This window comes from Stenotrophomonas sp. YJH_SMC_27, assembly GCF_059369815.1.
Map to the genome: position 1 here is coordinate 1 of NZ_JCAFTA010000004.1, position 17,544 is coordinate 17,544.

Below are 17,544 nucleotides of genomic sequence, written 5' to 3' on the forward strand. Positions count from 1 at the left end.
ACATCCACGGCTTCTACAATCCAGCCCGGCTACACTCGGCGCTGGGCTACCACTCGCCTAACAACTACGCCCGGCAGCTCCGGGCTGCCGCCTGAAACGGCTTCATGGCGTCCGTTTTCAGGGGGCCAGATCAGACACCCCCGCGTACCCAACCCGACCGGCCTCTGACAGATTTCGGAGGTCTGCCACCCACGGAGAAGAAAAAGAAGATCAAAAGATCGCGACGCTGCGCTTGCTCGTGACCCGAGCATGGATCGGCTCTACACAAGGCAATGAAGCGACCCGCCAGGCCGCCTTTGCTTTTGATCTTCTTTTTCTTCTCCGGGGGAGACGCGCACGGAACCTGTCCGTGGCCGGGTAGATGGGCTGCGCAGGGGCGTGAGCCGCATGGATGCGACGACCGAGCTTACATGGATGTACTTGCAGCATCCCCTGCGCGGCCCATCTACCCGGCCCCACCCATGAACTGCTTTGCGCGGTCATCCACGAGGGGCTGCGCCGTTGGCTGGAAACCCTATCCCCCGTGCACGGGTCGGTGCCCGCGCACCGCCATCACCAGTCCGATACCCGCCAGCAGCGACACCGCCGAGGTACCGCCATAACTGATCAACGGCATCGGAATGCCCACCACCGGCAGCAGGCCGGAAATCATCCCGCCGTTCACCAGTACGTACACGAAGAACGCCAAGCCCAGGCTGCCGGCCAGCAACCTTGCGTGCGTGTCGCGGGCGTGCACCGCGATCCACAGGCAGCGGCCGACCACGAACAGGTACAGCGCAAACACGGTGGCCACGCCGATCCAGCCGAACTCTTCGGCCAGCACCGAGAACGCGAAGTCCGTGGTGTACTCAGGCAGGAAGTCCAGCGTGGCCTGGGTGCCCTGCCCCCAGCCGCGCCCGTCCCAGCCACCGGAGCCGATCGCGATGCGTGACTGCAGGATGTTCCAACCGGTGCCGAGCGGGTCTGCCGCCGGATCGAGGAAGGTCAGCACGCGATCCTTCTGGTACTGACGCAACAGACCGAACCATGCCAGGGGTGCGGCCACCGCAAGCCCTGTTGCCCCGGTCGCCACCCATCCCCAGTGCAGGCCCGCCAGCAACAAGGCGAACACGCCGCTGGCGGTGACCAGCGTTGCGGTACCGAGGTTGGGCTGCATCAGGATCAGTACTGCAGGCATGCCGATCAGCACCGCAGCCGTCAGTACCGTGCGTGGCGACGGCGGCAGCGGTTGGCGATGCAGGTACCAGGCCATCATCAGCGGCAGGCTGAGCTTGAGCAGTTCGGACGGTTGCAGGTAGAACACGCCGAGGTTGAGCCAGCGCTGCCCGTATTTGCCGGTGCCGACCACGTAGACCGCCATCAGCGGCAGCATCGACAACGCATACAACGCTGGTGTCCACGCCCGCAGGCGCAGCAGCGAAACACGCGACAGCAGCCACATCGCCACCAGGCCACCGGCAAAGCGCGCCGCCTGCCCGGCCACGGGGCCGGACACGCTGTGCAGCACCGCCAGGCCGACGCCCATCAGGATCAACAACGCAACCAGCAACGGCAGATCGATCGTGCGCACCGCCTCACGGCAGCCGCCAAGCAGTCGTTTCCATTCCACACGGCCACGGTAGCAATGCGTGCTTGCGTGAAGCTGTCAGCGCGGTGCCGCATTTGTAGAGTCGAGCCATGCCCGACTGCCTTTCATACAGCAGAAGCAGCCGAGCATGGCTCGGCTCTACAAGAATCAGGAGCAGGAAGCGCGGCGGCTAGCCGTAGCCGCCGTGCACCGGGTTGTGGCTGCGCACCGCCATCACCAGGCCGAAGCCGGCCAGCAGTGACACCGCCGAGGTACCGCCGTAACTGATCAGCGGCATCGGCACGCCCACCACCGGCAGCAGGCCGGAAATCATCCCGCCGTTGACCAGTACGTAGACGAAGAATGCCAGTCCGGTGGCCCCGGCAAGCAGGCGCGAATAGGAATCGCGCGATTGGCTGGCAATCCACAGGCAACGCCCGATCACCAGCAGGTACAGCGCCAGCACGGTGGCCACGCCGATCCAGCCGAATTCCTCGCTCAGCACCGAGAACGCGAAGTCGGTGGTCTGCTCGGGAATGAAGTTCAGGTGCGACTGCGAGCCCTCGCCCCAGCCCTTGCCATCGAAGCCCCCGGAACCGATCGCGATCTTCGACTGGATGATGTTCCAGCCGGCGCCAAGCGCGTCCATTTCCGGGTCCAGGAACATCATGATGCGGTCCTTCTGGTACGGCCGCAGCAGCCAGAACCAGGCCACCGGCGCGACCGCGGCCACGCCGCCTACGCCCAGCCCGACCCACCACCACGGCAGGCCTGCCAGCAGCAGCACGAACACGCCACTGGCGGCGATCAGCACACCGGTGCCGAAGTCCGGCTGCAGCATCACCAGGCCGGTCGGTACGCCGATGATGACCAAGGCCACGAGCACGGTATTGAAGCGCGGTGGCAGCGGCATCCTGTGCAGGTACCAGGCCACCATCATCGGCAGGCTCACCTTCAGCAGCTCGGCCGGCTGCAGGTAGAAGAACTTCAGGTCCAGCCACTGCCGGCCGTACTTGCCGGTGCCGAGCACGAACACCGCCAGCAACGGAATCATCGAGATCGCATAGATCATCGGCGTGGCCGAGCGGATGCGCAGGATAGGCACGCGCGAGATGCCCCACAGCGCCGCCATGCCCACCGCGAAGCGCGCGCCCTGGGCCATCACCAGGCTGTCGCCTCCGGCACTCTTCAGGGTCGCCAGGCCGATCACCATCAGCGCGCCGAGGGCCAGGCACAGCACCCAGTCCAGCGTACTGAAGAAGCGGCGCAGCATGTCGCCGGCCCACCGCAGGAACACTCTCATCGTGCGGGCTCCGCAGGGGTCGGCCGTGGCGTGGCCGGCAACGCGGCGGCCTGCGCATCCGGCTGCGGCGCGGGTGCAGGCGCCGGTGCAGGCACGCCGATCAGCACCGGATGTTCTCCCACCTGTGCAGCGGCAAGATCGCCGGCCTGGCGCGCGCTCGCGTCTTCGTTGTCGAACGCGGTGGCGCCGATGGCAGTGGTGCCGCGCTCGCTGTCCAGCGGCTGCATGCCTTCGGGCATCTTGCCCAGCAGGTAGGCATCGAACACCTTGCGGGCGATCGGCGCCGCGGCTGAACCACCGTAGCCACCGCCTTCCACCGCCACCGCAATCGCGATCACCGGGTTTTCGACCGGCGCGAAGCCAACGAACAGCGCGCGGTGGCGCAGGTGCATCGGCAGGCTCTTCGGGTTCACTGCAGCAGTGCCCTTGCGGCTGATGACCTGTGCGGTACCGGTCTTGCCGGCCATCACGTACGGCGCACCCACCGCCACGCGCCAGCCGCTGCCGCCGGGCCGCATGGTCGCCATCATGCCCTCGCGCACGGCCTGCACGTTGTTGGGGTTGGGGCTGATCGGCTTGCTTTCGCCGGCCGGCATTGCCGTCCAGTCGCTGTCGAATCCTTCGCGCTGCTGGATCACCAGGTGCGGGGTGCGCAGCTGGCCGTCGGCCAGCGCGCTGACGCCGCGCGCCAGCTGCAGCGGGGTGACCTTCCAGTCGCCCTGGCCGATGCTGATGTTGACCGTGTCGCCCGGGAACCAGGCTTCCTTGCGGGTCTTCCGCTTGTAGGCCGGCGACGGCAGGATGCCGCCGATTTCGCCGGTGAGGTCGATGCCGGTCGGCTGGCCGAAGCCGTAGTACTCCATGTAATGGTCGAAGCGCTCGATGCCCAGGTCCAGCGCCAGCTTGTAGTAATAGGTATTGACCGATTCGGCGATCGACTTGCGCAGGTCGGTCCAGCCGTGGCCGCCGCGATGCGCATCACCCCAGCCACGTGAAGTGCCGGGCAGGTAGAACATGCCGGTGGACAGCACCTTGTCTTCCGGGCGGCGCACGCCCGAATCCAGGCCGGCCAGGCCGATCAGGGGTTTCAGCGTGGAACCGGGGGCGACGCCACCGAGCACCAGGCGGTTGAACTGCGGCCGCGACGGGTTTTCGTTCAATGCCTTGAAGTCGGCATGGGAAATGCCGTTGACGAACAGGTTGGGGTCGTAGGACGGCAGGCTGACCATCGCCAGCACTTCGCCGGTACGCGGGTCCATCGCCACCGCCGAGCCTTCCTGGTCGCCGAAGGCAGCCACCATCGCGCGCTGCAGGTCGGCGTCGATCGACAGCCGCAGGTCCGCACCGGACTGCGCGGCCACCCGGCCGATGGTGCGGATCGCGCGGCCCTGCACGTTGGTCTCGACCTGTTCATAGCCGACCCGGCCACGCAGCTGCTGCTCGTAATAGCGCTCCAGGCCGGATTTGCCGATGTGGGTCAGCGCGGCATTACCTTCGCCGAGGATTTCCAGATCCTTGTCATCGACGCGACCGACGTAGCCGATGATGTGCGCGAACAGATCGCCATACGGGTAGCGCCGGGTCAGGTAGGGTTCCAGCTCGACCCCCGGGAAACGCCAGCGGTCGACGGCAAAGCGCGCCATCTCCTCGTCGCTCATGCGCAGCTTCAGCGTGACCGGCAGGAACTTGCGGCGCGCCTTGCGCGACTTGTTGAACGCTTCCAGCTCTTCCGGGCTGATGCTGATGATCTTCGCCAGCCCTTCCAGGGTGGCGTCCATGTCCTTGACCTTGTCCGGGGTCACGTCCAGGCGGAACGCCGGCACGTTCTCGGCCAGCAGGCGGCCATTGCGGTCGTAGATCATGCCGCGCCCGGGCACCACCGGCCGCGGCTTGATGCGGTTGGCTTCCGAGCGCGTGGCATAGACGTCGTGGTCCAGCACCTGCAGCTTGAAGTACCAGCCGCCCAGCCCCAGCAGGCAGACCAGCACGCCCAGGAAACCGAGCGCCGCGCGACGGCGGAACTGCTCGGCTTCGGCGTGTGGATTCTTGACCTGGCGGCGCGGAATCATGGCTCAGCGCCCGCGCTTGCCGAAGCGCACCGCGTCCAGCAGCACGAACACCAGCGGCCACAGGCCCATGCCCAGCAGCGGGGCCCACCAGTACGACCACGGCAGGGTCGGTTCGCCCACCAGGATGTGCACCAGTGCGCTGACGATGCGGTCGTTGAACAGCAGGCCGCCGATGGCCAGCATCTGCTGCGACATCGGGAAGAAGCGGATGCGCGCGCGGAAGCGCTGCAGGATGAAAGCCAGCATCACCAGCCGCAGTGCCTGCTCGCCGAGGACACCGCCGTACAGCAGGTCGGCGATGACGCCGCTGGCGAAGGCGATGCCCAGGCCGACGCGCTCGGGCGCTTCGATGACCCAGTACGCCAGCACCAGCGCCAGCCAGTACGGGCGCAGCGGCTGCAGCAGCGCCGGCAACGGCAGCAGGCCCAGCAGCAGCGCCACCACCAGGCTGGCCGGCAGCACCCATGGGTTGTCGCGCAGGCGGCTCATCGCTGCGCCTCCGGCGTGGTCGGTTGCCGGCCAGCGGCCGGCACTACCGGAGCAGCAGGATCAGGGGAGGATGCGGGGGCAACAGACCTCGTTTGCGACGAGGGCTGTTGCCGGCCAGCGGCCGGCACTACCGGGGCGCTGACCGGAGCTGGCGTCGATGCCGCTGGCGCGGTTCCCACGGGCACGGTGGCGCCGGTGGCCGGGCCACCCGGGGCGGTTTCTTCCAGCTGCAGGCGCAGCTCCGGCGGAATGCGGATCGCCGCGCCCGGGCGCAGCAGCAGCACGTCGCGGCCGCGGTCGAGCTGCGCCGCCGGCTTCAGTTCGCCGACCAGGAACGCATGGGTGTCGTCCGGTCGCAGGCCGGTGATGGTGCCGACCGGGAAGCCGGCCGGGAAACGACCGCCAAGACCGGAGGTGACGATCTCATCGCCCACTTCCACCCCGGCGCTGAGCGGAATATCGCGCAGTTCCAGCGTGTCGCCGCGGCCATAGACGATCAGGCGAACGCCGTTGCGGGCCACGGTGACCGGCACGGCATGGTCAGGGTCGGTCAGCAGCAGCACGGTAGAGGTGCCGCCGGTGACGCTGATCACCTGGCCCATCAGGCCGCCGGCGTCGATCACCGCCTGGCCGACATGCACGCCCTCGCGGCTGCCGGCATCGAGTACCAGGCGCTGTTTGACCGGGTCCAGGTCGATGTCCAGGATCGGCGCCAGCTGCACGTCCAGGCCACTGCGCTCGGCCACGTTCAGCAGTTCGCGCAGCTGGGCATTGTCCAGTGCGGCGGTCTGCAGGCGGGTCAGGCGCGCGTTGGCCAGCAGCAGCTGGTTGCGCAGTTCGCGGTTTTCGGTGACCAGCTGGCTGTGGCTGGCGGCGGAATCCTTGACCTGGTTGCCGAGCTTGCCGGGCAGGCCGGCCAGTGCCCAGACCGGCTGCACCAGGCTGTTGGCCTGCTCGCGCAGGCGCGCCAGCCAGCCGGCCTGGTCATCGAGCACGATCAGCGTGATGGCCAACGCGAGATAGGCCAGCAACCGCAGGGGGCTGGCGGCATCACCGGATCGGGAGGCGACGGGAGGACCGGCGTAGGGCGGCACGGCAACGATTCAACTGGCAGAAGGCGGAAGGGAAACACGCGGGCGCCCCGCCGGTGCCGGCCCGCCATCACGGCGGGCCGCACCCCGGAAGGGCGCGGCGGGCAGGAACGGCCGGGACGGCTTATTCCGGCGCAAAGAACTCGTTGCCGTGCATGTCCACCAGCTCCAGCGCACGACCGCCGCCGCGGGCCACGCAGGTCAGCGGATCGTCGGCCACCTGCACGTGCAGGCCGGTTTCCTCGGAGATCAGGCGGTCCAGGTCGCGCAGCAGGGCGCCGCCACCGGTCAGCACGATGCCGCGCTCGGCGACGTCGGCGCACAGTTCCGGCGGGGTCTGCTCCAGCGCCAGCTTCACCGCGCTGACGATGCCCGACAGCGGTTCGTGCAGGGCCTCGAGCACCTCGTTGGAGCTGATCTTGATCATCTTCGGCACGCCCTCGGCGAGGTTGCGGCCGGAGATTTCCATCTCGATCACTTCCGCCTGCGGGTAGGCGCAGCCCAGCTCGACCTTGATGCGCTCGGCGGTGGCTTCACCGATCAGCATGCCGTGGTTGCGGCGCACGTAGTTGGTGATGGACTCGTCGAAGCGGTCGCCGCCGATGCGGACCGAGGCCGAATAGACGATGCCGTTGAGCGAGATCACCGCCACTTCGGTGGTGCCGCCGCCGATGTCGATGACCATCGAGCCACGGGCTTCGGTGACCGGCATGCCGGCGCCGATCGCGGCGGCCATCGGCTCTTCGATCAGGAACACGTCACGGGCACCGGCTTCCTCGGCCGATTCCTTGATCGCGCGGCGCTCGACCTGGGTCGAACCGGCCGGCACGCAGACCAGCACGCGCGGGCTCGGGCGCAGCACGCGCGACTTGTGCACCTTCTTGATGAAGTGCTTGAGCATCGCCTCGGTGTAGGTGAAGTCGGCGATGACGCCGTCCTTCATCGGGCGGATGGTGGTGATGTGGCCCGGGGTACGGCCCAGCATCTGCTTGGCTTCGGCGCCTACGGCTGCCACCGAGCGGGTGCCACCGATGGCACGGTCCTGGCGCACGGCCACGACCGATGGCTCGTTCAGTACGATCCCCTGCCCGCGCACGTAGATGAGGGTGTTGGCCGTGCCCAGGTCGATGGACAGGTCGTTGGAGAACATGCCACGGAGTTTCTTGAACATCTGAGGAAGGAGTCCTGAGGGGTGTCGTGCCCGCCGCGGGATGGCGAAAAAATGGGCAGAAATCGAGGCCGACAAGCCTAGCAACCCGCCTGCCGCCGAGCAAGGAAAAAACTAGCTGAACCCGCGTCTTCACAGGCTTTCGGCCTGATCAGGTCTCACCCGGTTCTGGCCCTGAGCGGCACCAGCGGGTAACCTTTGCGCCGTCGGGCGCCCAAGGGCGCCGTTTGCTTGCCCGCTGAACCGGGCCGGCCCACCCCAAAATTCACCGCATAGGCTTACATCGATGTCCGCTCTGATCTGTGGTTCTCTTGCCTTCGACACCATCATGGTGTTCCCGGACCAGTTCAAGAATCACATCCTGCCGGACAAGGTGCACATCCTGAACGTGTCGTTCCTGGTCCCACGCATGCGCCGCGAGTTCGGCGGCTGCGCCGGCAACATCGCCTACAACCTGCACCTGCTGGGTGGCCAGCCGATCCCGATGGGCACGGTGGGATCGGACTTCGGCCCGTACCGCGAGTACTTCGAAGGCCTGGGCATCGACCTGTCGCGCGTGCGCGTGATCGATGAGCTGTTCACCCCGCAGGCGTTCATCACCACCGATCACGACAACAACCAGATCACCGCCTTCCACCCGGGCGCGATGATGCGTTCCTACGAGAACCACGTGCGTGGCGTGCCGGGCGTGACCCTGGGCCTGGTCGGCCCGGACGGCCGCGAAGGCATGATCCAGAACGCGCAGGAATTCCACGAGGACGGAATCCCGTTCATCTTCGACCCGGGCCAGGCCATGCCGCTGTTCAACGGCCCGGAGCTGCGCGCGTTCATCGATCAGGCCGACTACGTGGTGGTCAACGACTACGAGTCGAACCTGCTGCAGGAGCGCACCGGCTGGGACGAAAAGGAGATCGTCAGCCGGGTCAAGGCCTACATCACCACCCGTGGCCCGAAGGGTGCGGTCATCCACACCCCGGAAAAGAGCTACGACATCCCGCCGGCGCACGAGCGCCGCGTGGTCGACCCGACCGGCTGTGGCGACGCCTTCCGCGCCGGCCTGATCTACGGCATCCAGAAGGGCTACGACTGGCTGACCATCGGCCGCATGGGCAACCTGATGGGCGCGCTGAAGGTCGAACACCCGGGCACGCAGAACCAGCGCTTCACTTTCGATGAGTTCAACGAGCAGTTCAAGCAGCAATTTGGCTACGCGCTTAGCGCGTAACCAAATTGCTCGCGCATTCCACCTTATCCCCGCGCCTTCGGCGCGTCCCCTTGAACAACAAGGGGCTTTCCACCCGATGCGCTGCTGGGAATGCTGTTGGTAGGTGTCGACCTTGGTCGACACACTGTTTGATTCCTGTAGAGCCGAGCCATGCTCGGCTTGCGCGCGCCAGCGCGATCTGACCGGAGAGCAGCCGAGCGTGGGCTCGGCTCTACATCATCAGGCGCCCTGCCAGGCAGCCAACAAGGCGCGGCAATCGGCGAAATGCCAGTCGGCACGGCCCGGCCACGGATTTTCCGGCAGATTGACCAGCACGGTGTGCGTGCCTGCGGCACGGCCGCACTCCAGGTCGTAGGCGTGGTCACCGACCATCACTGCCTCCGCAGCCCCGATCCCCCAACGCCGCAGATGCTGCTGCAGGCCATCCGGTGAGGGTTTGGGCACCGCTTCATCGCGGCCGATGATGTCGGCATCGTCGAACAACGCCCCGACCCCGATCGCGTCCAAGGTCAGCTTCGCCAGCGCATGATCATTGCGGGTCAGGATGCCGAGCCGGCAGCCTGCCGCCGACAACGCGCGCAGCAGCTTCAGCGCACCCGGTGCCGGCAGTGCGTCCTCGGCCAGCGCGCGCTCATGATCCAGCAGCCACGCGCGCTTGGCCTGCGCCGGTGCGTCCGGCAAGGCCGCAATATGGTCAAGGATGTCTTCCTCGGCCGCGATCTCCAGCGCGTGGCGGATCGCGGCGAAATCATGCACGGCGACGGTCAGCGTGCCATCCATGTCGAACACCCAGTGCCGGATCGCGGACAACGCGTGCACGGCGCTGCCCGCCGCAACGATCACTGCCACCACTGCGGCATGCGGCTGGCGTCGACGCCACCGGTTTCGAACACAGCGGTGCGGGTGCCACCGGCCTTGACCGGGAACTCGATGCTGATCGATTTGCCCTTGCGCGCCAGCTTCCACAGCGCCTTCTGGTCGGTGATGAACAGGGCAATGGCTTCATCGGTCTTCGGACGCCACGCCGCCATGGAAATCGGCTTGCCGTCGTCCACGGTTACTTTCACCGTGCACTGCGGGCAACGGAAATCGCCGGCCTGCAGCACCAGATACGCATGCCGCTTCCACTCCGGATGATCGCGGAACACCAGCTGCACCGGCTTGGCGCCGCTGCCATCCACGTCCACCCGTTCCTTGCTGTAGATCTGCGCCGAAACCTGGTTGCCCTTGTTGCCCACCGGGATCTGGTTGTACTGCCACAGTGCCTGCATGCGGCGCAGGTCGCGCGCGGCATCGCCCTTGGCCTTGACCTCGTCGAAGCCTGCGGCGATGCGCTCGGCGGCCGCGGTGTCCTTGTACTGGTCCAGCAGCGAGGCACCATGCAGGCGCGCGCGCTCCCAGTCCTGCGCGGCCACGGCCATGTCGTACTGCTTGGCCACGTCTTCGGCCTTGGCCTCCTTCTGCGCCTGCACGGCGGCTGCGGCGGCTTCCTTCGCCTTGCGTTCTTCCTCGGGGTTGCTGCAGGCGGCCAGCGCCAGCGTGCAGGCGGTGAGCAGGATCAGTCGTTTCATGGCGGAGGTCCTTGGCGAGTGCATCCCGATTCTATCGGCAGCGAAAAGCGGATACACCAACGGCGGGTTTCCCCGCCGTTGGTGGTGAAGCAGTGACCGGTTGCCGGCCAGCGGCCGGCACTACCGCTTACTTGGCTTCAGCCTTGGCCAGCATGTCCTGGACCGAGGCGGTGGTGATCGGGTGGTAGCCCGGCTTGGCCTTTTCGAAGGCCTGCTTGGCCAGCTCCAGCCCCTTCGGGGTCTTCACCAGTTCGGCGTAGATCGGCAGGATCAGCTTGCGACGGCCGACGCGCTCGATGAATGCCGCCGCGCCTTCATTGGCCTGCTCGTAGCCGCTGCGGATCGCCAGCGGGTACCAGCGCATGGCGATTTCGCCATTGGGGGTGCCGGTGAAGTGGAAGGCCTTGTCCAGCGTGGCCAGCTTGTCCAGCGGCTGGGTCGCGCCCAGGCCGTCGATGAAGCGCACCCATTCCTGGGTGCTCCAGTCGGCGATGACCTGGCTGCTGGGCACGGTGCCGGCGCTGGCAAAGGCGATGCGTGCGGTATCGACGCTGCTGAAGTTGCGCGACTGCGCCTTGGCCGCGAACGCCGGGATACCCGGCTCGTCCAGCCATGCCTTCAGTTCGGCCTCGGTCACTGCCGACGGATTCTTCGGCAGCAGGTTCTTCTTCATGTAGCCGACGAACTGGTCGGTGTTCGCGCTCTGGAAAGCATGGTCATCGAACCAGCCGCGCAGGAACGGATCGAAGGTCTCGCGGCCGAAGCGCTGCTCCAGGAACTCCAGGAACCATGCACCCTTGACGTAGGCGACCTGGCTGAGCGCTTCGTCGGGGTCGCGCTCGTTCAGCGGCGGCAGCGCAAGCGCCTGGTCGGCCGGGCTCATGTCCTTCACTTCGGCCAGCAGGTCGGTCTGGTCGATCTGCTTCTCCATCTCGGCCATCTCCTTGCCGTACAGGGCTTCGGTGATGCGGCCCTGGACGTAGGTAGTGAAGCCTTCATTGAGCCAGATGTCCTTCCAGCTGGCGTTGGTCACCAGGTTGCCCGACCAGCTGTGCGCCAGTTCATGGGCGACCAGCGAGACCAGCGACTTGTCGCCGACGATCACGGTCGGGGTGGCGAAGGTCAGGCGCGGGTTCTCCATGCCGCCGAACGGGAACGACGGCGGCAGCACCAGCATGTCGTAGCGGCCCCAGCGGTATTCGCCGTACAGCTTCTCGGCGGCACCGATCATCTTCTCGGTGTCCTCGAATTCCTTGGCGGCCTTGTTGACCATGGTCGGCTCGGCCCAGACGCCGGAGCGGCCGGAGATCGGCTCGAACACCAGGTCGCCGGCCGCGATGGCCAGCAGGTAGGACGGAATCGGCTGCGGCATCTTGAAGGTGTAGTCACCGTCACGCGCGGCCTTCGGATCGTTGTCGGCGCTCATCAGCACCATCACGTCCGGGCGCGAGACCACGTGCGCGCTGTAGGTGAAACGCACGCTCGGGGTGTCCTGCAGCGGCACCCACGAACGGGCGTGGATGGCCTGCGACTGGCTGAACATGAAGGGCAGCTTCTTGCCCTCGGTCATCGACGGCGCCAGCCACTGCAGGCCCGAGGCCGTCGGTGCGGTGTGGTAGCTCACTTCCACCTTGGCCGGCTGTTCCGGGGCCTCGATGGTCAGCTTGCTGCCGAACACCTTGTCAGCGGCGGCCAGCTCGAACTTCAGCGGGCTGCGCGCGCCGTCGGCGGCAACGGCCTCGACCTTGGACACGGTCAGCTCGCGGGTGTCGAGCACCAGTTGCCTGGCGTCCTTCTGTTTCCATTCCAGGGTGTAGGTGGCGGTACCGCCGATCTGCTTCTGGTCGAAGTCCAGCTTCAGATCCAGCGCGATGTCCTTGATGACGACCTTGTCCGGCTCGGCGTACGAGCTTTCGTCGTGGCTGCGGTTCTCGGCGTTCACGGGGGCGGCAGGGGCCTTTGCGGCAGTCGGGGCGGCGGCGGGCGCGGCCGCCTCCTGGGAGCAGCCGGCGGCCAGGGCCACGGCCAGCGGAAGGAGCATCAGCGGATTACGCATGAATCGGGACCGTTACGGGGATCAAACCCCAATGGTAACTCCCTCCGGCCGCGCAGGCGTTGCGCGGTGCGGGGTAATGGCGGCCCACAGCACCGGTAGTGCCGGCCGCTGGCCGGCATCCGCACGGACGATGACCGGGCACGGGGATGCCGGCCAGCGGCCGGCACTACCGGAACACCGGGCCTACAGCTTGTAGCCGGAGTGGATCGAGACGATGCCGCCGGTCAGGTTCTTGTAGTGGCAGCGCTCGAAGCCGGCCTGCGCCATCATCGCCTTCAGTTCGTCCTGCGGCGGGTGCTTGCGGATGCTCTCGGCCAGGTACTGGTAGCTGTCCGAATCGTTGGCGAACAGCTTGCCCAGCTTCGGCAGGATCTTGAACGAGTGGAAGTCGTAGATCGGCTTGAACCAGTCCGCGGTGACTTCGGAGAACTCCAGCACGCGGGCCTGGCCGCCCACCTTCAGCACGCGGTACATCTCGCGCAGGCCAGCGTCCTTGTCGGTCACGTTGCGCAGGCCGAAGGCGATGGTGACCAGGTCGAAGCTGTTGTCCGGGAACGGCAGGGCCTCGGCGTTGCACTGCACGTAGTCCAGGCCCAGCACCAGGCCGCGGTTGGTCAGGCGGTCACGGCCGACCGACAGCATGCCGGCGTTGATGTCGCCCAGCACCACCGAGCCCTCGGCGCCGACGCGCTCCTTCAGCAGGGCGGCGATGTCGCCGGTGCCGCCGGCCAGGTCGAGCACGCGGTCGCCCGGCTTCACCTGCGCGGTGGCCACGTAGTAGCGCTTCCACGCCCGGTGCACGCCCAGGCTCATCAGGTCGTTCATCAGGTCGTAGTTGCGCGCGACCGAGGTGAACACCTGGCCGACCAGCTTCTGCTTGTCCTTGGCGGCGACGTCGCGGAACCCGAAATGGGTGGTACCGGCTTTGTAGGGGGATTCGCTCATGGCCCCGATTATCGCACCGCCGGGGGCCAGCGGCACCCCCTGCCCGTATCATGGCGGGCCACGACTTACCGGAGCCCCGCATGATCACCACGCCCGACTACCAGGCCCTGCTGCAGACCGCCATCGCCGAAGCCCGCCAAGGCCTGGCCGAGGGCGGCGTGCCGATCGGCGCGGCCCTGTACCACAACGACGGCCGCCTGCTTGGCTGCGGCCACAACCGCCGCGTGCAGGAAGGCGACCCGTCGGTGCACGGCGAGACCGATGCGTTCCGCAAGGCCGGCCGCCAGCGCCGTTACCAGGACACGATCATGGTCACCACCCTGGCACCGTGCTGGTACTGCTCTGGCCTGGTGCGCCAGTTCAACATCGGCACCGTGGTGGTGGGCGAATCGCGCACCTTCCAGGGCGGCATCGACTGGTTGCGGGAAAACGGCGTCAACGTGATCGACCTCGACAACCAGGAATGCGTCGACCTGCTCGGCGATTTCATCAGCCGCCATCCGGACATCTGGAACGAAGACATCGGTGAATGAGCCACACACCGTCATCCGTTGAACCCGTTTAATGAACGCTTCAGTGCCGCCACCTCTTAGTGCGGACAGCGTTTGCGGCCATTGCCGTGACCGCGCGCACAGTCAGCTGGACTGCGTGCACACACTGCGGTAACACCCCACCCGGCTGACACGCCTAGGGTGGGGTTACCGGGGCTCGTTTCCCCGGCGGAGCCAGCCATGTGCGCGCACGCCGTACGACCTACGCCCGACCCGATCCTCGAATCCATCCGCGAACGCCTGCAGCAGCACTTCGCGCTGCACCGGCGCAGTGCGTCGTTCTGGAGTGCCTACCAGGGCCTGCAGCTGGAACTGGTGCGCGGCCAGCCACGCGATCACGAGCGACTGTGCAACGCGATGGCCACCATGGCCGAGCAGATGGGGGCGGTCGAGCACGCGCAACTGATCAGCAATCGCCACACCGGCTCCACATCCCGCTGACGCGGCATGCACCGGCAGATACGCCACACTCCGATGAACCCCCACTCCCTTTCCACTCAACCGAACTGGATTGTCATGCACGCTGAAGTCCCCACCATTCCTCCGGTCATCAACGTAGACGCCGAGCTTGACCACTGGCGCCGCCAGCATGCCGAGGGCGCACTGCCGCACAACTCGTTCGGCTCCTACGTGCCGTGGATCAAGTTCGCCTGTGATTCGCTGATCACCCAGCCGCGCGCCAGCGAGGCCGAACGTGACGAAATGTTCCAGACCCAGTACGCCCTGCAGATCATGCCGCGGTTGAGCGAAGCACAGGCCCGCGAGTTCGTCGACCTCTGCTGGCAGCACGTCTATCAGAGCAGCCCAGTGCGCAGCCTGCAGGCGCCACGACTGCAACGCATGCGCGCCTGACGGCCGCTGCACGGCGCCTCCACGCGCCACTGCCGATCATCCTCGTCACCTGGGTGGGACGACGACGATGAAAGCACGAAACCTGTTCAATACGATCGCCAAGAAGGCCGCGGCCGCCACGGGCTCGCCGTGGACCTTCCTGGCTGCAGTGGCGATCGTGGTGATCTGGGGCATCAGTGGCCCGGTGTTCGGCTTCAACGACACCTGGCAGCTGGTGATCAACACCGGCACCACCATCATCACCTTCCTGATGGTGTTCCTGATCCAGCACACGCAGAACGCGGACACCGCCGCGATGCAGATCAAGCTGGACGAGCTGATCCGGGCAACCGCCGAGGCCAACAACGAGCTGCTCGATCTGGAAGAACTGGACGAGGCACGCCTGGAAGAGATCCGCGCCGAGTACGAGCAGATGGCGCGCGAAGCCGGCGATGCGCTCGCGCGGGTGCGCGCCTGCCATGCAGCCCGGCGCGACGATGAAGCGATCTGACGGTAGCGCCGGGCCATGCCCGGCGAGCGCGATACCCGGAAGAATCCCACACGGGCCATCGCCCTCGGCTGATAACGGCGGACATCCCATCAGTGCAGACTGGCGCCATGTCCAGCCGTCACCTGGAACGCGGCCGCCACTCCCGTATCCGGGGCTACTACGTCCTCACCACGGTCGTACGCCACCGCCGTCCGGTCTTTGAAGATCCACGTTGTGCAACGTGTCTTGTGGATGCATTGAGGTATGTTGAACGCATGGGCCTCAGTCGGTCCTTTGCTTGGGTCGTCATGCCTGACCATCTGCACTGGCTGATGCAGCTGCGCGACGGATCACTGGCGCGCATGATGGGAACGGTGAAATCCCGCAGCAGCTGGTTGCTGGGGCAGCAGTTCGGCATACAGACGCCTTTGTGGCAGCCGAGCTGTTTCGATCACGCGGTACGCAGCGAGGAAGCCTTGAGGCGCCATGCGTTGTACATCCCGGGCAACCCCATCCGAGCAGGGTTGACCCTGCATCTCGATGAATATCCGTTTGCATGGTGCCGTTGGCCCATGCGGTAGCGCCTGGCCATGCCCGGCGAGCACGAAGTGCGGTCCGCCCAGACGTCAGGCATGCAGGAACGAAAAGCCGCCGGGCGTGGCCCGGCGCTACCGGTATCGAATTGCTGCTCAGCTGCGCTCGTGCCAGCCACCGCCCAGCACCTTGTACAGCGTGATGCGGTTGGCCTGCTGCGCCAGCCGCGCCTGCAGCTGGGTCTGTTGTGCGTTGTAGGCGGTACGTCGCGCATCCAGCAGGGTCACGAAGCTGTCCAGGCCCGCGTCGTAGCGCGCCTGCGACAGGCGGTTGGCCTGTTCGGCCGCTTCCACCAGGCGCTGCTGTGAACTCACCTGCTCGTCCAGGCTGACATTCAACGCCAGCGCATCGGCGGTTTCGCGGAAGCCCACCTGGATCGACTTCTCGTACTGCGCCAGAGCGATATCACGATCGGCGTTGGCGATGGCCAGGTTGGCGCGCAGCTTGCCGCCCTGGAAGATCGGCAGCGTGATCTTCGGCAGGAAGCTCCACACGCGCGTACCGCTGTCGAACAGGTTGGACAGTTCGCTCGAACCACTGCCGATGCTGCCGGTCAGCGAGATGCTGGGGAAGAACGCCGCGCGTGCCGCACCGATATTGGCGTTGGCCGCCAGCAGCTGGTGTTCGGCGGCCATGATGTCCGGGCGCTGCAGCAGCACGTCGCTGGGCAGGCCGGCCGGCGGCGGTGCCAGTGCCAGCAGCTGCGGTTCGATGCCGTCCGGCAGCAGTGCCGGATCGAGCTGGCCACCGGCCAGCAGCGCCAGCGCGTTGCGGTCCTGGGCCAGCTGGCCACGCAGGCGCGCAGCATCGGTGCGCGCGGTCTCGACCAGCGTGCGCGTCTGGGTCAGTTCCAGTGCCGAACTGCCGCCACGCTCGTGGCGGGCCTCGGCCAGGCGCAACGAATCTTCGTAGGTCTTCAGCGTGGCCTCGGCGATCTTCAGGCGCTGCGCGTCGGCACCATACGTCAGCCACGCAGTTGCGGTCTCGGCAACCAGGCTCAACTGCGCGTTGCGGCGGTTGGCGGCCACCGCGAAGTACTGCTGCAGCGCGGCTTCACTGAGATTGCGCACGCGGCCGAACAGGTCCAGCTCGAACTCGGCCACGCCAACGCCGGCGGTGAACTGCTCGCTGACACCGGCATCGGTGCCCTGGCGCTGCATCTGGCCGGTAACGGCCACGCCGGGCACGCGATCAGCGCGCTGCACACGGTACTGGCCGCGCGCGCGTTCAACGTTGAGCACGGCCACGCGCAGGTCGCGATTGTTCTGCAGCGACTGCTCGATCACCTGCTGCAGGCGCGCATCGGTGAAGAAGTCGCGCCAGCCGACGGCGGCGGCATCGGCCACCTCGCCCTGCGCGGCCTCGGCCGGCCACTGCGCCGGGATCGCCGGGGCGACAGCGGTGTTCTTCGGCACCAGGGTGGAGCAACCTGCCAGCGCGAGCGCGGCGGCAATGGAAAGGAACAGGGATGCACTTTTCATGGGAATGACTTCCATCGGTACTGCCGGATGGCAGGAGGTAGTGCCGGCCGCTGGCCGGCAACCTCGTTGGATTCACATCAAGCGATCAGCAGATGCCGGCCAGCGGCCGGCAC

Annotated in this window: 17 protein-coding genes; 6 read left to right on the forward strand and 11 right to left on the reverse strand. The window is 66.8% G+C overall.

From position 1 onward, the window contains the following. Positions 1 to 514 precede the first annotated feature (514 nt). From rodA (AC5P7R_RS07745) to AC5P7R_RS07770, 6 genes are all read right to left on the reverse strand, one after another. Positions 515 to 1,609 (reverse strand): rod shape-determining protein RodA, encoded by a 1,095-nt coding sequence (rodA, locus tag AC5P7R_RS07745; RefSeq protein WP_031270823.1) that lies wholly within the window; start codon positions 1,607 to 1,609, stop codon positions 515 to 517. A 148-nt stretch (positions 1,610 to 1,757) separates the two neighbouring features. Further along, positions 1,758 to 2,870, reverse strand: a complete 1,113-nt coding sequence (gene rodA, locus AC5P7R_RS07750; RefSeq protein WP_019660682.1) for a rod shape-determining protein RodA — start codon at positions 2,868 to 2,870, stop codon at positions 1,758 to 1,760. Further along, complete coding sequence (mrdA, locus tag AC5P7R_RS07755) at positions 2,867 to 4,939, reverse strand: penicillin-binding protein 2 (RefSeq protein ID WP_021204560.1); 2,073 nt, start codon at positions 4,937 to 4,939, stop codon at positions 2,867 to 2,869. Before mrdA ends, rodA (AC5P7R_RS07750) begins: the two co-directional genes overlap by 4 nt. Before the next feature lie 3 nt (positions 4,940 to 4,942). After that, positions 4,943 to 5,428 (reverse strand): rod shape-determining protein MreD, encoded by a 486-nt coding sequence (gene mreD, locus AC5P7R_RS07760; protein ID WP_021204559.1) that lies wholly within the window; start codon positions 5,426 to 5,428, stop codon positions 4,943 to 4,945. Continuing rightward, on the reverse strand, positions 5,425 to 6,522 hold the full coding sequence (gene mreC / locus AC5P7R_RS07765) for a rod shape-determining protein MreC (protein ID WP_111102105.1): 1,098 nt from the start codon (positions 6,520 to 6,522) through the stop codon (positions 5,425 to 5,427). The genes mreD and mreC overlap by 4 nt, the downstream gene beginning before the upstream one ends. Positions 6,523 to 6,643: 121 nt before the next feature. Next, positions 6,644 to 7,690 carry a rod shape-determining protein gene (locus tag AC5P7R_RS07770; RefSeq protein ID WP_005419402.1) on the reverse strand — a complete coding sequence of 349 codons (1,047 nt, stop codon included), beginning with the start codon at positions 7,688 to 7,690 and terminating at the stop codon, positions 6,644 to 6,646. A gap of 283 nt (positions 7,691 to 7,973) precedes the next feature. Between AC5P7R_RS07770 and AC5P7R_RS07775 the strand changes: the two genes are divergently transcribed. After that, positions 7,974 to 8,912: a carbohydrate kinase family protein gene (locus AC5P7R_RS07775; protein WP_019660686.1), complete on the forward strand. Its 939-nt coding sequence runs from the start codon at positions 7,974 to 7,976 to the stop codon at positions 8,910 to 8,912. 219 nt (positions 8,913 to 9,131) lie between these two features. On the opposite strand, the gene AC5P7R_RS07780 is transcribed toward AC5P7R_RS07775, so the two are convergent. From AC5P7R_RS07780 to ubiE, 4 genes are all read right to left on the reverse strand, one after another. Further along, a complete protein-coding gene (locus AC5P7R_RS07780) occupies positions 9,132 to 9,752 on the reverse strand; it encodes an HAD family hydrolase (protein WP_031270516.1) in 621 nt (206 codons plus the stop codon). Next, positions 9,752 to 10,483, reverse strand: a complete 732-nt coding sequence (locus AC5P7R_RS07785; RefSeq protein WP_021203907.1) for a hypothetical protein — start codon at positions 10,481 to 10,483, stop codon at positions 9,752 to 9,754. Before AC5P7R_RS07785 ends, AC5P7R_RS07780 begins: the two co-directional genes overlap by 1 nt. 127 nt (positions 10,484 to 10,610) lie before the next feature. After that, positions 10,611 to 12,539, reverse strand: coding sequence for a M1 family metallopeptidase (locus AC5P7R_RS07790; protein ID WP_021203906.1), 1,929 nt, complete (start codon positions 12,537 to 12,539; stop codon positions 10,611 to 10,613). 183 nt (positions 12,540 to 12,722) lie between these two features. Further along, the gene (ubiE, locus tag AC5P7R_RS07795) at positions 12,723 to 13,484 is read right to left on the reverse strand and encodes a bifunctional demethylmenaquinone methyltransferase/2-methoxy-6-polyprenyl-1,4-benzoquinol methylase UbiE (RefSeq protein ID WP_019660690.1); all 762 of its coding nucleotides are present in this window, start codon (positions 13,482 to 13,484) and stop codon (positions 12,723 to 12,725) included. An 80-nt stretch (positions 13,485 to 13,564) separates the two neighbouring features. On the opposite strand from ubiE, the gene AC5P7R_RS07800 reads away from it, so the two are divergent. The 5 genes from AC5P7R_RS07800 to AC5P7R_RS07820 all read left to right on the forward strand — a co-directional run bounded on the left by AC5P7R_RS07800 (position 13,565) and on the right by AC5P7R_RS07820 (position 15,937). Next, the gene (locus AC5P7R_RS07800) at positions 13,565 to 14,017 is read left to right on the forward strand and encodes a nucleoside deaminase (protein WP_005419409.1); all 453 of its coding nucleotides are present in this window, start codon (positions 13,565 to 13,567) and stop codon (positions 14,015 to 14,017) included. Between the two features lie 198 nt (positions 14,018 to 14,215). Beyond that, on the forward strand, positions 14,216 to 14,476 hold the full coding sequence (locus tag AC5P7R_RS07805) for a hypothetical protein (protein WP_021203905.1): 261 nt from the start codon (positions 14,216 to 14,218) through the stop codon (positions 14,474 to 14,476). Between the two features lie 75 nt (positions 14,477 to 14,551). Then, positions 14,552 to 14,887 carry a hypothetical protein gene (locus tag AC5P7R_RS07810; protein WP_021203904.1) on the forward strand — a complete coding sequence of 112 codons (336 nt, stop codon included), beginning with the start codon at positions 14,552 to 14,554 and terminating at the stop codon, positions 14,885 to 14,887. Between the two features lie 67 nt (positions 14,888 to 14,954). Further along, positions 14,955 to 15,377, forward strand: a complete 423-nt coding sequence (locus tag AC5P7R_RS07815; protein ID WP_019660693.1) for a low affinity iron permease family protein — start codon at positions 14,955 to 14,957, stop codon at positions 15,375 to 15,377. A 107-nt stretch (positions 15,378 to 15,484) separates the two neighbouring features. Continuing rightward, complete coding sequence (locus AC5P7R_RS07820; protein WP_111098681.1) at positions 15,485 to 15,937, forward strand: REP-associated tyrosine transposase; 453 nt, start codon at positions 15,485 to 15,487, stop codon at positions 15,935 to 15,937. A gap of 108 nt (positions 15,938 to 16,045) precedes the next feature. Here AC5P7R_RS07820 and smeF read toward each other — a convergent pair whose 3' ends face one another. Next, a complete protein-coding gene (gene smeF / locus AC5P7R_RS07825) occupies positions 16,046 to 17,446 on the reverse strand; it encodes a multidrug efflux RND transporter outer membrane subunit SmeF (RefSeq protein ID WP_134729978.1) in 1,401 nt (466 codons plus the stop codon). Positions 17,447 to 17,544: the final 98 nt, after the last annotated feature.